This is a genomic window from Streptomyces sp. 11-1-2 (assembly GCF_003595545.1).
In the GTDB taxonomy this organism is placed as follows: domain Bacteria; phylum Actinomycetota; class Actinomycetes; order Streptomycetales; family Streptomycetaceae; genus Streptomyces; species Streptomyces hygroscopicus_B.
This window is the reverse complement of record NZ_CP022545.1, coordinates 4,212,214-4,226,414: the sequence shown is the minus strand read 5'-3', so window position 1 is coordinate 4,226,414 and position 14,201 is coordinate 4,212,214. Positions and strand designations below refer to the sequence as shown.

Annotated in this window: 11 protein-coding genes and 2 tRNA genes; 9 read left to right on the top strand and 4 right to left on the bottom strand. The window is 70.7% G+C overall.

Annotated elements, in window-relative coordinates; all coding sequences use genetic code 11:
* The first annotated feature begins 61 nt into the window (after positions 1–61).
* Positions 62–895 carry a hydrolase gene (locus CGL27_RS18035; protein ID WP_078641431.1) on the top strand — a complete coding sequence of 278 codons (834 nt, stop codon included), beginning with the start codon at positions 62–64 and terminating at the stop codon, positions 893–895.
* 106 nt (positions 896–1,001) lie between these two features.
* Here the strand turns inward: CGL27_RS18035 and CGL27_RS18030 are convergent, their stop codons facing one another.
* Positions 1,002–2,474 carry an amino acid permease gene (locus tag CGL27_RS18030; RefSeq protein ID WP_078641430.1) on the bottom strand — a complete coding sequence of 491 codons (1,473 nt, stop codon included), beginning with the start codon at positions 2,472–2,474 and terminating at the stop codon, positions 1,002–1,004.
* A 181-nt stretch (positions 2,475–2,655) separates the two neighbouring features.
* On the opposite strand from CGL27_RS18030, the gene CGL27_RS18025 reads away from it, so the two are divergent.
* Positions 2,656–3,144, top strand: a complete 489-nt coding sequence (locus CGL27_RS18025; RefSeq protein WP_119988403.1) for a ribose-5-phosphate isomerase — start codon at positions 2,656–2,658, stop codon at positions 3,142–3,144.
* A complete protein-coding gene (locus CGL27_RS18020; protein WP_119988401.1) occupies positions 3,144–3,953 on the top strand; it encodes a DNA-formamidopyrimidine glycosylase family protein in 810 nt (269 codons plus the stop codon). The genes CGL27_RS18025 and CGL27_RS18020 overlap by 1 nt, the downstream gene beginning before the upstream one ends.
* A gap of 108 nt (positions 3,954–4,061) precedes the next feature.
* Here the strand turns inward: CGL27_RS18020 and CGL27_RS18015 are convergent, their stop codons facing one another.
* Positions 4,062–5,294: a GNAT family N-acetyltransferase gene (locus CGL27_RS18015; RefSeq protein ID WP_119988398.1), complete on the bottom strand. Its 1,233-nt coding sequence runs from the start codon at positions 5,292–5,294 to the stop codon at positions 4,062–4,064.
* A gap of 128 nt (positions 5,295–5,422) precedes the next feature.
* On the opposite strand from CGL27_RS18015, the gene CGL27_RS18010 reads away from it, so the two are divergent.
* The 3 genes from CGL27_RS18010 (at position 5,423) to CGL27_RS18000 (ending at position 10,068) form a co-directional block, all read left to right on the top strand.
* Positions 5,423–6,565: a PP2C family protein-serine/threonine phosphatase gene (locus tag CGL27_RS18010; protein WP_078641427.1), complete on the top strand. Its 1,143-nt coding sequence runs from the start codon at positions 5,423–5,425 to the stop codon at positions 6,563–6,565.
* Between the two features lie 159 nt (positions 6,566–6,724).
* Positions 6,725–7,543 carry an ABC transporter ATP-binding protein gene (locus CGL27_RS18005; protein WP_078641426.1) on the top strand — a complete coding sequence of 273 codons (819 nt, stop codon included), beginning with the start codon at positions 6,725–6,727 and terminating at the stop codon, positions 7,541–7,543.
* Positions 7,540–10,068, top strand: coding sequence for an ABC transporter permease (locus CGL27_RS18000; RefSeq protein WP_119988395.1), 2,529 nt, complete (start codon positions 7,540–7,542; stop codon positions 10,066–10,068). The genes CGL27_RS18005 and CGL27_RS18000 overlap by 4 nt, the downstream gene beginning before the upstream one ends.
* Before the next feature lie 56 nt (positions 10,069–10,124).
* Here CGL27_RS18000 and CGL27_RS17995 read toward each other — a convergent pair whose 3' ends face one another.
* Positions 10,125–11,309, bottom strand: a complete 1,185-nt coding sequence (locus CGL27_RS17995; protein WP_119988392.1) for an acyltransferase family protein — start codon at positions 11,307–11,309, stop codon at positions 10,125–10,127.
* Between the two features lie 615 nt (positions 11,310–11,924).
* Here CGL27_RS17995 and CGL27_RS17990 point away from each other — a divergent pair.
* Positions 11,925–12,119, top strand: a complete 195-nt coding sequence (locus CGL27_RS17990) for a hypothetical protein (RefSeq protein WP_119988389.1) — start codon at positions 11,925–11,927, stop codon at positions 12,117–12,119.
* A 121-nt stretch (positions 12,120–12,240) separates the two neighbouring features.
* On the opposite strand, the gene CGL27_RS17985 is transcribed toward CGL27_RS17990, so the two are convergent.
* A tRNA-Gly gene (locus CGL27_RS17985) sits at positions 12,241–12,314 on the bottom strand.
* A 179-nt stretch (positions 12,315–12,493) separates the two neighbouring features.
* Here CGL27_RS17985 and CGL27_RS17980 point away from each other — a divergent pair.
* Positions 12,494–12,570, top strand: a tRNA-Pro gene (locus CGL27_RS17980).
* A 157-nt stretch (positions 12,571–12,727) separates the two neighbouring features.
* Positions 12,728–14,176, top strand: coding sequence for a trigger factor (gene tig, locus CGL27_RS17975; protein WP_162953017.1), 1,449 nt, complete (start codon positions 12,728–12,730; stop codon positions 14,174–14,176).
* Positions 14,177–14,201: the final 25 nt, after the last annotated feature.

Here is a 14,201-nt window from a genome sequence, read left to right as displayed (position 1 = left end):
GAGCGGTGTGCGGACCGCCCCGGATCGTGGCGGCACCCGCCACGGCAGAAGGAAGCGATACGTGACCACCCCCCGCGTCAAGACCACCAAGGCGTTCTACCGCACCGGCTCCACCACCTGGTTCGCCTCACGGCACGACCAGCGGTTCTCGTTCGGCCTGCACATCCCGTCGGTGCACGAGACCACCGACACCCCGCTGCCGCTGATGGTGATCCAGCACGGCACCGCGCGCACCGCGGCCCAGTACCGGGACGCGATGGCCGAGTTCTCCGAGCGGCACGGCTGTGTCGTACTCACCCCCTTGTTCCCGGCGGGCATCGGGGACCCGGAGGACCTGCACAACTTCAAGTTCATCGAGTACGGCGGCATCCGTTACGACGAGGAACTGCTGGCGATGGTGGCCGAGGCGGGGGAGCGGTTCCACATCGACACCGAGCGCTTTTTGCTGCAGGGCTTCTCGGGCGGCGGGCAGTTCGCGCACCGCTTCCTGTATCTGCACCCCGAGCGGCTCAGCGGAGTGTCCATCGGCGCGCCCGGCCGGGTCACGCTGATCGATCCCGACCGCGAGTGGTGGCTGGGCACGGCGGGGTTCGAGGAGCGCTTCGGGGTGCCGCTGCGGCTGGATGAGATCCGTAAGGTGCCCGTGCACATGGCGGTCGGGGCGGAGGACACCGAGACCTGGGAGATCAACAACCCCGGTGACTCCAACTGGATGGACGGCGCCGACGCCGTCGGCCGCACCCGCGTGGAGCGCATCACCGCGCTGCGGGACAACTACACCGCGCTGGGCATCGACGTCACCCTCGACATCGTGCCCGGCGTCGGGCACCGGGGCATGGGGGTGCTGGACGCGGTCCGGGCCTTCGCGGAGCGGGTCCTTCCGCGCGTCGTCTGACCCCGGACCCAGCCCGTGGACCCAGTCCCCGGACACGGCTGTGCCCCCGGGCGGCGGCCGGTACACCGTCGCCCAGGGGCACAGGGGAATTCAGCAGAGAGTGCCTCTACGGGGCCGCCGTCTCCTTGGCGGAGGCGTCGGAGGAGGCGGCCGGGTCGGGGCCGCGGCCGGCCACGAGGCGGTCCCGGACCAGGGCGAAGGCCACCACGAGCGCGGCCACCAGCGCGGAGAGGATCACCTGCTCGCGCCCGTCCTTGTCGGTGAGCATATAGACCAGGACGAACGAGATCATCGCGATCGTCGCCCAGGTCAGATACGGGAACAGCCACATCCGGACGATCAGCTTCTCGGGGTTCTCGCGCAGGATGATCCCGCGCATCCGCAGCTGGCTGAAGCAGATCACCAGCCAGACGAAGAGCGCGACCGCACCCGAGGAGTTCAGCAGGAAGGTGAAGACCGTGTCCGGCCACTGGTAGTTGAACCAGACCGCGACGAAGCCGAAGACGACCGAGCCGAGGATCGCGGCCGCCGGCACGCCACGGGCGTTGGTGCGGGCGAAGGCGGCCGGGGCGTCGCCGCGCTGGCCGAGCGAGAAGGCCATGCGGGAGGCGGTGTAGAGGCCGGAGTTCAGACACGAGAGCACGGCGGTCAGCACGATCACGTTCATGATGTCGCCGGCGTGCGGAATGCCGATCGAGTCCAGCGCCGCGACATAGCTGCCGTCGTCGGCGATCGCCTTTGAGTCCCAGGGCAGCAGCGTGACCACGACGAAGATCGAGCCCAGGTAGAAGACCGCGATACGCCAGATCACGCTGTTGGTGGCCTTGGTGACCGCCCGCTGCGGGTTCTCGGACTCACCGGCCGCGAGGGTGACGATCTCGCTGCCCATGAAGGAGAAGACCACCAGCAGCACACCGGTGAGGATGGCGCCCGGCCCGTTCGGCAGGAAACCGCCGTGATCGGTGAGGTGGGCCAGGCCCGCGCCCTCGTTGTCCGAATGCGGCAGTACTCCGAAGACCGCGAGCCCGCCGACCACGATGAACGCGGCGATCGCCACGACCTTGATCCCGGCGAACCAGAACTCGAACTCACCGTAGGAGCCGACCGAGACCAGGTTGGTCGCGGTGAGCACCACCATGACGATCAGGGCCCAGCCCCACTGCGGGACCGCCGGCCACCAGCCCTCCAGGATCTTGGCGCCGGCGGTGGCCTCGACCGCCAGCACCACGACCCAGAAGAACCAGTACAGCCAGCCGATGGAGAAACCGGCCCAGCGGCCGAGCGCCCGGTCGGCGTAGGCGGAGAAGGAGCCGGAGGTGGGATTGGCGGCGGACATTTCGCCGAGCATCCGCATGACGAAGACGACCATGAGGCCGACCAGCGCATACGAGACAAGAATGCCGGGACCGGCCTTCGCGATACCCGCGCTGGAGCCGACGAACAGACCGGCGCCGATCACCCCGCCGATCGCGATCATCGACAGATGGCGGTTTTTGAGCCCCGCTTTGAGGCCGTCGGGCGAGCCCGGATCGCCGGGTGCCTGCTGCTGCTCCGGCGTGGTCGCAGGTTGTGCGCTCATGTGCTGGATTCCTTTGCTCTCGCGTTACGAGCGACGCCAGTGAATCTCAGGAGGTCCGCCAGTTGAACCTTTGATTCCAGATTGTTACTTGAGGTTTTCATGAGGTTCCTTGGCACTACCGAGTTTTGTGCGACGCCTACCCGGAGCGGCGGGGGTCACACGGCCATGACACACTCGCTACATGCGCGTGTACCTCGGCTCGGATCATGCCGGTTTTGAATTCAAGAACCACCTCGTGGAGTGGCTCAACGCGGCCGGCCACGAGGCCGTCGACTGCGGCCCGCACGTCTACGACTCGCAGGACGACTACCCGCCGTTCTGCCTGCGCGCCGCGGAGCGGACCGCCGCCGACCCGGAGAGTCTCGGCATCGTCATCGGCGGATCCGGCAATGGTGAGCAGATCGCGGCGAACAAGGTCAAGGGGGTGCGCGCGGCACTGGCCTGGAGCGAGCAGACCGCGGCCCTCGGCCGTGAGCACAACAACGCCAATGTGATCAGCGTCGGCGCCCGGATGCACACGCAGGACGAGGCGACCAAGTTCGTCGAGATCTTCCTGAACACCCCGTACTCGGGCGAGGAGCGGCACACCCGCCGCATCGAGATGCTCAGCGCCTACGAGACCACCGGCGAGCTGCCGCCCATCCCGGCCCACCACCCGCAAGGCGACTGATGCCCGAAGGGCACACGATCCACCGGCTGGCCGCCGACCACCTCGAGACCTTCGGCGGCCGGCCCGTCCGGGCCACCAGCCCACAGGGGAAGTTCGCCGACGGCGCCGGGCTGATCGACGGCCAGCCGCTGCACCACGCCGAGGCCCACGGCAAGCACCTCTTCCTGGACTTCGCGGCCACCGGCTGGGTCCACGTCCACCTCGGGCTCTTCGGTACGTACGCCTTCGGCCCGGCCCCCGCCCCGCCCGCCACTGACACCGTCCGGCTGCGGCTGGTGAACCCCGAGGGCTACGCGGATCTGCGCGGCCCGACCGCCTGTGCGCTGATCACCGACGGGGAGAAGCAGGCGATCCACGACCGGCTGGGCCCCGATCCGCTGCGCCCGGCGGACGACGGCGAGCGGGCCTGGACCCGGATCTCCCGCAGCCGGGTCAGCGTGGCCGCGCTGCTCATGGACCAGAAGGTGATCTCCGGCGTCGGGAACGTCTACCGCGCCGAAGTGCTCTTCCGGCACGGCATCGACCCCTACCGGCCCGGCCGTGCGCTGAGTCGCGCCGAATGGGACGCGATCTGGGCCGACCTGGTGGCGCTGATGCGCGAGGGAGTGCGGAACAACCGGATCGACACGGTCCGCCCCGAGCACACCCCCGAGGCGATGGGCCGCCCGCCGCGCGTGGACGACCACGGCGGTGAGGTCTATGTCTACCGGCGCGCCGGACAGCCCTGCCATGTCTGCGGTGGCGAGATCCGTACCGCCGATCTCGCCGCCCGCAACCTCTTCTGGTGCCCTGACTGCCAGCGGCCCTAAGGCGACGGCCGTAAGGCGGCGACCGTAAGGCAGCAGCCGCAAGGCAGCGCCCTTGAAACGGCCGCCGGGCCGCTCACCCTCAGGGCCGCGTCCGCCGCCCCGAAGCCGTCAGAAGCCGTGGGGCAACCATGGGGCGACCGGGGAGGCGAAAGCCGTCGCTGCCTCCGTAAGGGCGCCCTGACGGATCTCCTGGACGCGTCCCGCACCCGCCAGCGCGGTCAGCGAAACCCCACCGAGATACGCCGCCCCCAGCTCCCGTACGCCCAGCCGGAGATCGGGAGCGTCCTGTGTCCGCTCGCAGGAGGCGCCCTTGGCGTCGCCGCTCAGCCGCCAGCGCCCCTCGTTCCACGGGCAGAAGGGGTCCGTGACCTCCAGGACGGCGTCCACCGGGGCCGTGTACGTCCGCCTCTCGAGCGCGGCCCCCACGTCCACCAGGCGGACGTACAGCGAGTCGCGCAGCCTTACGCCGCACCGCCGGATGTCCGAGACCAGGTGCTGCCACGGATCGTCGACCGGGCGGGAACCGGTCCGGATCACCGAGGTCAGGTCGAGCTCGAAGAGCAGGCGCCACAGCGCCGCGTAGGACGCCGGGTCCAGGGCCTCCAGGTCACGCAGGATGACCGTGCCCTTCGGCCCGGCCAGATCCCAGTCGGGCTTGACCGCGAAGCGCGCATAGCCGCTGACCTCGCCGCCCGACTCGGCCAGCACACAGCGCAGTGGGGAGGCCCCTTCGCGCTCGCCCGGCGGGTCCAGCAGCGGCAGCCGCTCCCAGCCGGGGCGCCGCTCCAGCATGCCCGGCCGGGCGGACACCCGCCGGGCGTAGACGGCCTCGCACGTCTCGACGGCCGACTCCGGGGGCACCACGCGCAGCCGCACGTCGTCGGTGCCCTCGGGGACGGTCAGCCGCACCTGGGTGGTGTCGATCTCGGCGTAGGCGTTCTGCGTGGCGGCGCCGTACCCGAACCGTCCGTAGATGTCCGGTTCCGATGCGGTCAGAACGGCCAGCGGCTCATCGCCCGCCGCACGTATGTCGTCCAACTGCCGCCGCATCATGCTCCGCAGCACTCCGCGCCGCCGGTGCGTGGCCTGCACGCTCACCATCGTGACACCGGCCGTGGGGACGATCGCCCCGCCGGGAACCGACAGCCGGAAGCTGAACAGCCCCGCCGTGCCGACGATGTCGGCGCCGTCCCAGACGCCGATCGAGCGCTCGCATTCGGTCAACTCCCTCCAGAGCGCGGATTCCTCCGGCGCTTCGGGAACTCCTCCGAATGCGAGTACCAGTTTTCCGTACCAATCATCCCAAATCGATGGGTCGAGCACACGCAGCTCAGTCCTCATATTCCCATCCCTAGCAGCCGTTTCCCGTACACGCGAACGAATTTCGCTTACTATTGCCCCCCTGGCAGGGTGGTTCAACGCGCCACGAATCGACGCGCGTCCGAACGGGTGGGTAGGGTCCCGATGCAATGACTGGCGGCGTGGACACTCCGTGGGCCCGGATGCGCAGAGCTCTGCACCGGGCTCGCACAGGCGTGCGCAAAGCCGGAGTGGACTACTTCCGCGGCGAGGGCTCCGACCGGCTCGCCCTGACGGCGCTGCTCCTCGGCATCCCCGCCATCGCCGGAGGCACCATCGCCCAGCCCGACTGGTGCTCCCCGTCCGCCCTCGTCCTGCCCATCGTCGCGGGCGGGCTGCTGCTGCGCCCCGCCAGCCTGCTCGCCCTCTACGCGGCGGCCGCCACGGCCCTGATCGTGGAGTCCGCCGTGCTCGGCCCGTACACCGAGGAGGACGCCTCCTCCCGGGTCACCCCCGGCACCATCCTGGTCGTCGCCGCCGTGGGCTTCTTCGGCCTGCTGATCGCCCAGTTCCGCAGCCGCGTCGGGGTGCCCTGGCGGCGCGGCGGCACCATGCTCTTCGACCTGCGCGAGCGCATCCGCGTCCAGAGCAAGCTGCCCGGTCTGCCGCGTGGCTGGCACCGCGAGATGGCGCTGCGCCCGGCCGGTGGACAGTCCTTCTCCGGTGACTTCGTCGTGGCCGCCCGCACCGGCGGCGGCCGCACCCTCGAGGTCGTCCTCACCGACGTCTCCGGCAAGGGCATGGACGCCGCCTCGCGCGCCCTGCTGCTCTCCGGCGCCTTCGGCGGCCTCCTCGGCTCCCTGCCCCCGCACGGCTTCCTCCCGGCCGCCAACGGCTATCTCCTGCGCCAGGACTGGGACGAGGGCTTCGCGACCTCCATCCATCTCGTCCTCGACCTCGACAGCGGCGACTTCGAGCTCTTCTCCGCCGGACATCTGCCCGCGCTCCAGCTGAGCGCGGGCACCGGCAAGTGGGAGGAGAAGTCCGCCGACGGTCCGCTGCTGGGCGTCTACGACGGCGCCCAGTTCGACCCCACCAAGGGCACCCTCCGCCCCGGCGACGTCCTGATGCTCTTCACCGACGGCCTCGTCGAGACCGCCGACCGGGACATCAGCGAAGGCATCGACCGCCTTACGGGCGAGGCGGACCGCTACGTCGGCTCCGGCTTCCACGGCGCGGCCTGGCATCTGATCGAGACGGTCGCGAAGGACGTCAACGACGACCGGGCCCTGCTGCTGATCTGCCGCCAGTAGCCGCACCTTTCCCGCCCGACCGCCCGATGGCGCCTGCCCGCGAGGTCCCGGCGGGGGTTAACCCCACCCCGGATACGCCGGTCGCCGTCATGGCTGCCGAGGGGCCGCGATCCGTACGTTCGAGGGGAATCGGGCGAACTCCTCGGAAGGGTCACCACCATGCGGCTGCGCAAGCGGCGAGAGACGGCGGCACCGGCGCCGCACCACGACGCCCATGCCATCGAACTCCACGGCATCCAGCGCCGCTACGGCCGCGGCCGCACCGCCGTCCACGCCTTGCGCGGCATCGACCTCGCCCTGCCGCGCGGCAGCTTCACCGCCGTCATGGGCCCCTCGGGCTGCGGCAAGTCGACGTTCCTGCAGTGCGCCGCCGGGCTCGACCGGCCGACCGCCGGGTCCGTGCGGCTCGGCGGCACCGAAATCACCGGAATGAGTGAGAACAAGCTCACCGCGCTGCGCCGCGCCCGCCTCGGGTTCGTCTTCCAGTCCTTCAACCTCCTCCCCTCCCTGACCGTCGAGCAGAACGTGCTGCTCCCGATGCGGCTCGCGGGCACCCGCCCCGACCGCCACCGGGCCCGTGAGGTGCTCGCCCAGGTCGGGCTGGGGGAACAGACCAGGCGGCGGCCCGGTGAGCTCTCCGGCGGCCAGCAGCAGCGCGTGGCCATCGCCCGCGCCCTGGTCACCCGCCCCGACGTGGTCTTCGCCGACGAGCCGACCGGCGCCCTGGACACCAACACCGCCGCCGAGGTGCTCACCCTCCTGCGGCAGGCCGTGGACGCGATGGGCGCGACCGTCGTGATGGTCACGCACGACCCGGTCGCCGCGAGCTACGCCGACCGCGTGCTCTTCCTCGCCGACGGCGCGATCGCCGACCGGCTCCTCCGCGCCCCGGCGCACGAGATCGCCGAGCGGATGACCCGCCTCACCGCCCGCACTCCGGCCCCTGCCACGGCCTGGGCCGCGGAGGGGGTCCGGTGAAGCCGCTCACCAACGGGCTGGCCCGCGCCGCCGTGCGCTTCAAGCCGTCCGCCTTCGCGGGCACCTTCATCGCCCTGGCCGTGGCCGCGGCGATCGTGTCCGCGTGCGGCATCCTGCTGGAGACCGGGATCCGGGCCTCCGTACCGCCGCAGCGCTATGCGAGCGCCCCGGTCGTGGTCGCCGCCGACCAGCGGGTGCACTACGTCATCGGCCATGGCGACGACCGCTCGGACGAATCCGAGCAGGTACCCGACCGCGCCCGGCTCGACGCCTCCCTGGTGGCCACCGCCGCCCGCACCCAGGGGGCCGCGGCAGCGGCCCCGGATATGACCTTCCCTCTCCGCACCGCCGATGGGGCGCTCACCGGCCATGGCTGGGGCGCGGCACCTTTCACGGGGGTGGCGCTCGCCTCGGGCGCGGCGCCCCGTGACGGCGAGGCGGTCCTCAGCCCCGGGGCGGCCCGTGCGGCGGGTACCGGCGTCGGCGGCCGGATCACGATGACGGCGCCGGACGGCCGCCACACGTTCCAGGTCTCCGGTGTGACCCGTAAGGCGGGCGGCGCCGACGCCGACGGCCTTACGGCGTGGTTCACCGACCGCCGGGCCCAGGCGCTGAGCGGCCATCCCACCACTGTGGACGCCGTCCTCGTCCGCCCCCGCCCCGGCACCACGCCGGACCGGCTGGCCGCCCATCTGGAGCGGACCGTGAAGGGCGCGGCGCACTCCCCGCGCGTGCACACCGGCGGCGACCGCGGCGCGATCGAGGAGCCCGCGCTCGCGAACGCCAGGGAGACGCTCATGGGGATCGGCGGCTCCTTCGGCGGGATCGCGACCGCCGTCGCCGTCTTCACCACGGCGGGCACCGTCGCCCTCTCCGTCGGGCAGCGCGGCCGCGAGGTGGCCCTGCTGCGGGCGATCGGCGCCACCCCGCGCCAGATCCGCCGCTCCGTCGCGGCCGAGGCGGTCCTGGTGGCACCGCTCGCGGGCGCGGTCGGCCTGCTGCCCGGGTACGCGCTCGCCCACTGGTGGTTCGGACAGCTCAAGGAGAAGGGCGCCATCCCCGGACCCGTGGAGCTCTCCGTCTCCTGGATCCCGCTCGTCACCGCCGTCGGCGCGGGGCTTCTCACCTCGCTCCTGGCCGGCCTGATGGCCGCCCGCCGCCCGGCGCGGATCCCGCCGGGGCGGGCGCTCGGCGAGGCGGCCGTCGAACGGCTGCGGCCCGGTGTGATCCGTACGGTCCTCGGTGTCGCGGCCCTCGTCGGCGGCATCGTCATGACCGGGGTCGCCGCCTCCGCCTCCGGCGACGACGCGGCCAACGCCGCGCTCGGGGTCGTGATGCTGTTCATGCTCGCCGTGGCCCTGCTCGGCCCGGTCATCGCCCGGCTGTGCGCCTGGCTGATCGGTCTGCCGCTGCGCGCGGGACCGGCGTCGGCCCATCTGGCCTCGGCCAACAGCCGGGCCAACGCCCGCCGCCTGGCCTCGGCGATCACCCCCATCGTGCTGGCCATGGCCTTCGCCTCGACGCTCGTGTTCATGCACACCAGCGAAGACCGCGCGGGCGACCGCCAGCGGCGGGCGGGCATCGTCGCCGACCAGGTGATCTCCGCCCCGGACGGGCTCCCCTCCGGTACCGCGGCCCGCGCCGGTTCCGTACGGGGCGTGGCCGCGTCGGTGGGGCTGCTGCGCACGGGGGTGCTGGTCCCGGCGGGCTCGGGCGACGGCCGCTGGCTGCGGACCGCGTCGACACAGGGCGTCTCGGGGAGCGGCCGCGACCTGGCGGCCGTACAGGACCTGGACGTCCGTAAGGGCCGCCTGGACGCCCTGGGGCCGGGCCGGGTGGCGGTCGACGCGCTCCTGGCGAAGGCGGCCCACGCCCGGGTCGGGCACCGGCTCGCCCTCCACCTCCCGGACGGTACGAGGATCTCGCCCACCGTGGTCGCGATCTACGGGCGCGGGCTGGGGATCGCCGAGCTCACCCTGCCCCGTACAGCTCTGGCCGGCCATGTGACGTCGTCGTTCGACAGCGATGTGCTGGTGCGGGACACGGAGGGGGCGGACCGTAAGGCCGTCGCGGCGGCGCTGGGCCGGCTCGGCGAGCAGGTCACCGACCGGGACGGCTACGCGGCGGCCCAGGACGAGGACCGGAAGCTGAACGCCTGGGCCAACACCGTCATGGCGGCCGTCCTCGGTGGGTTCGCCGCCGTCGCCGCCGTCAACACCCTGGTCATGACGGTGCTGGACCGCCGCCGGGAACTGGGCACCCTGCGGCTGATCGGCACCACCCGGCGGCAGGTGCTCGGGATGGTGCGCTGGGAGGCGCTGCTGGTGGCCACGGCGGGCATCGCCCTGGGAACGGCGATCGCGATGGCCACGCTGGTGCCGATGATGCGCGGCCTGACCGGCGAGGACCCGTACGTGCCGCCGCTCACCTACGCGGGCTTCGCGGGCGCCGCCGTGGCGCTCGGCCTCGCGGCGACGGCGCTCCCGGCCCGTGCGGCGCTGCGCCGCACCACGCCGAAGCCGTGAAGGGCTGGCCCGTGGGGGTCCGCGGTCCAGCCCTTCGCGTCGTGACCGTCGGCGCGCTAGGCCGACGTCGTCGTACGGCTGCGGGCCTGTTCGGCGGGGTCCTTACGGAAGGCCCAGGCCATCTTCGGCTCCATGGCGAAGCGGAAGGCGCGCTGGACGGGAGGCGTGCACAGCACGGTGACCACGGAGGCGGCGATGACCGTGACCGCGATCTCCCCCAGCGGCTTGTGCAGCCACTCGTGGTTGTCGAACCAGCCCCAGAAGCGGGAGCCCTTGGCGAGGAAGCCGTGCAGCAGGTAGCCGTACAGCGTCCCGGCGCCCAGCACCGTGAACCACATGTGCCGCCGCGGCACCCAGGCGAAGAAGCAGCTCACCAGTACGACCGAGCAGCCGAAGAGGGCGAGCGTCATCACCGGGCCGGTCCACGGCGGCGCGCCCAGCTCCTGGACGCTGTCGCGGTGGTAGAACCACGCCGAGCTCATCCGCGGCGCCGCCCAGTAGGCGAAGACGAGGGCGCACGCGAAGATCGGCACGGACGCGATCCGCACGGAGCGGCGGCGGATCAGCTGGAAGTGCTCGGGCTTCATGCACAGGCCGAGGACGAAGAACGGCAGGAACTGCAGCAGCCGCTGCATGTCCAGGTCGTCGCCGATGTCGGGCGAGACCGCCGCGAGGGTGGCGACCGCGAGCGAGAGCGGGATCGGCCAGCGCACCAGCTTCCAGAGCGGAGTGGTCAGCCGCCATACGAACAGCGCGACCAGGAACCAGGTGAGGTACCAGGGGTCGAGCAGGCTGAAGTCGTACGTCGGGTCGTCGTCCGCCCAGCGCTTGAACAGCGTGTACGCGACCTCGAAGATCAGGTAGGGCACCGCTACGCCGGTGACCAGCCGCTTGAGCCGGTCCGGTCGCATGTCGAAGCTGCGCGAGAAGTAGCCGGAGATCAGGATGAAGGCCGGCATGTGGAAGGTGTACACGACCATGTACAGCGCTTCCGCGGTGCGGCTGGAGTCGGTCAGCGGCTCCCAGGAGTGGGCCATCGCGACCAGCACGATCGCGAGGTACTTCGCGTTGTCGAAGAACGCGTCCCGCTGCTTGGGCTTCTGTTCGGCGGGGGCGCTGGGGGCGGGCGGGGTGGACGCCTGCTGCCCTGGTTCTTCGGCCCGCGGCGTAGGGGGAGTGGGCGCCGCCTCCTGGGGGAGGGGGGTCCGCTGATAACCGTGTGGGCGCAGGGAGTTGGTCACAGGCCCTCCCACCAGGAACTGGGGGAGACCACCCGGGACCTCACTGCGCGTGGGGGAGTCATGGCAGCGTGAAACATCTAAGGCACGATAGCGCTCAAACCTGTATTACGTAAAACCTCGTTCTGTTTGCTTTCTGTTCATGGCCTTCGCATCGTGGCCGATAGTCGACTCGGGGAAGTCGGCGGGGAGTCGACAAAGCGATGCGATCATTCGATATCCCGGCCCAGGCGGCCCGTTCTGACCACTTTCATCCTACTTAATTGGGGCATATGCCCCGCAGGAGGCTCTGGCGGAATGTCTGATTCATTGATGTTTTGTCACCCTGTCGAGTGATCGCCGGGCGAATTCCGAATTCCCGCCCGAGATGATCCGGGGCGGTCGGAATTAACCAGCCGGGCGCCCCGCCGAGTTGTGGGCAGCATCACCCGCGCCCCTTTGAATGAGCGGTTACCGGACGGGTACCGAAGGGGTGGGTGGCGTGTGCACAGGTGACCGTATATCGCTCCATCCCGCTGCTGAGCGGGGGTAGTTGATGGCACGATGGTGACTGCGGGGGTGTGCGGGGTCGCGTGCTTCCGGGGCCTGTGAGACGTGTGCGACTGAGGGTGGGATGTTGTGGCCATTTCCCTGTCATTGGTGCTGCTGGTGGGCATCATCCTGGTGATAATGATCCGGAATGGCCGGGTCAAGTGGGGTCCTGCCCTCGTCGCGATCCTCTTCGGGTTCCTGCTCGCCTCGTCCAACGTCGCACCGGACATCCAGAAGTTCCTCGACTCGGCCGCCCAGGCGATTGCCGACATCAACCCCTGACGCCGCCCGACTCGGCCCCGAGGCATCCGCGCCCCGCGTCACGGGGGCGCGGATGCCCGGGCGTGTGCGCATACGCAAACGGCCCGGCTCCGGGGAGTTCCCCGGGCCGGGCCGAAAGCAGTGGAGCGGGCGACGGGAATCGAACCCGCGTAGCCAGTTTGGAAGACTGGGGCTCTACCATTGAGCTACGCCCGCACACGCCGCGTACACGGATGCACCGGTCACCCGGACACCTCCGCCCAGGCATGATCACCCGGATCGCGGCATGAGATGCATCGTAGCGGTTCCCCACCGTTCCCCGCACACCCTTGCCCACCAGTCGAATAACCGGCAGCCGGGGGGTCCGCGGGCATGTACCCTACGTGTCGCACCGACGGGGTGTGGCGCAGCTTGGTAGCGCGTCCGCTTTGGGAGCGGAAGGTCGTCGGTTCGAATCCGGCCACCCCGACCATCCACAGGCGTCAAGATCGCGTTGTGGGGCCCGTCATGCTTGCGGTTACTATGCAAGCTGCGTGTCTGTGTCTTTTTTAACCGGACGCGAATCCGCTGCGACGCGACAGCGCACCGCAGCTGAACACCACACGTCAGCCCCCCAAGGAGACCCAACCGTGAAGAGCGCCGTGGAGAACCTGAACCCGACCCGGGTTCGGCTCACTGTCGAGGTGCCCTTCGAGGAGCTCAAGCCCAGCCTCGACGCGGCGTACAAGAAGATCAACCAGCAGGTCACGGTGCCTGGGTTCCGTAAGGGCAAGATCCCGGCCCGCATCATCGACCAGCGGTTCGGTCGTGGCGCCGTCCTGGAAGAGGCCGTCAACGAGGCGCTCCCGAAGTTCTACACCGACGCGGTCAACGAGGGTGAGCTGAACCCGCTCGGCCAGCCCGAGGTGGACATCACCGAGCTCAAGGACAACGAGCTCCTGACCTTCACCGCCGAGGTCGACATCCGCCCGACGATCGAGATCCCGGACTACTCCGGTATCGAGGTCACCGTCGACGCCGTCGAGGTCTCGGACGAGGACCTCGACAAGTCCGTCGAGCAGCTGCGCGAGCGGTTCGCCACCACCAGCCCGGTGGAGCGCGCCGCCGCCGAGGGCGACATCGTCGTGATCGACCTCGAGGCCAAGGTCGAGGGCGAGGTCCTGGAGGACGGTGTCGCCAGCGGCGTCACCTACACCATTGGCTCGGGCGAGCTGCTGGACGGCATCGACGAGGCCGTGACCGGCCTGGAGGCGGGTGGCGAGGCCACCTTCACCTCCGAGCTCAAGGGCGGCTCCGCCCAGGGCAAGGAGGCCGAGGTCTCGGTCAAGGTGTCCGAGGTCAAGGCCCGTGAGCTGCCGGAGCTCGACGACGACTTCGCCCAGCTGGCCAGCGAGTTCGACACCCTCGAGGAGCTTCGCGCGGACAGCCGTAAGCGCCTGGAGCGGTCGAAGAAGTTCGAGCAGGCCACCCAGGCCCAGGAGAAGGTGCTGGACGCCCTGCTGGAGCTGGTCGAGGTGCCGATCCCCGAGAAGCTCCTCGAGGAAGAGATCAACACCCGTAAGCACAACCTCGAGCACCACCAGCTCGGCCAGATGGGCCTGAACCTCGAGTCGTACCTGCAGATGCAGGACAAGACCGCCGAGGAGTTCGACGCCGAGCTCAAGGAGCAGGCCGAGAAGGGCATCCGGACCCAGTTCGTCCTCGACGAGCTGGTCAACAAGGAGCAGCTGTCCGTCGGCCAGGAGGAGCTCACCGAGCACCTCATGCGCCGTGCGCAGTCCTCCGGCATGAGCCCGGACCAGTTCGCCCAGGCCGTCGTCGAGGGCGGCCAGGTGCCGATGCTCGTCGGCGAGGTCGCCCGCGGCAAGGCGCTGGCCGTCGTGGTCGAGGCCGCCAAGGTCGTCGACGACAAGGGCGAGACCGTCGACCTGGACGACGAGGAGGACGAGACCGGCGAGACGGTCGAGGCCACCTCCGAGGCCGTCGAGGCGCCCGCCGAGGCCGAGGCCGAGGCCGCGACCGAGACCGCCGAGGAGCCCGCGGAGTCCCAGGAGAAGCAGGACAAGGCCGAGGGCTGATCCCGGTCCGCTCCACAGCCCGTAC

Coding starts and splice junctions, on each gene's coding strand:
- CGL27_RS18030 (WP_078641430.1), bottom strand. CDS start 2,474: ATGAGCGCACAACCTGCGACCACGCCGGAGCAGCAGCAGGCACCCGGC.
- CGL27_RS18025 (WP_119988403.1), top strand. CDS start 2,656: ATGCGCGTGTACCTCGGCTCGGATCATGCCGGTTTTGAATTCAAGAAC.
- CGL27_RS18020 (WP_119988401.1), top strand. CDS start 3,144: ATGCCCGAAGGGCACACGATCCACCGGCTGGCCGCCGACCACCTCGAG.
- CGL27_RS18015 (WP_119988398.1), bottom strand. CDS start 5,294: ATGAGGACTGAGCTGCGTGTGCTCGACCCATCGATTTGGGATGATTGG.
- CGL27_RS18010 (WP_078641427.1), top strand. CDS start 5,423: ATGACTGGCGGCGTGGACACTCCGTGGGCCCGGATGCGCAGAGCTCTG.
- CGL27_RS18005 (WP_078641426.1), top strand. CDS start 6,725: ATGCGGCTGCGCAAGCGGCGAGAGACGGCGGCACCGGCGCCGCACCAC.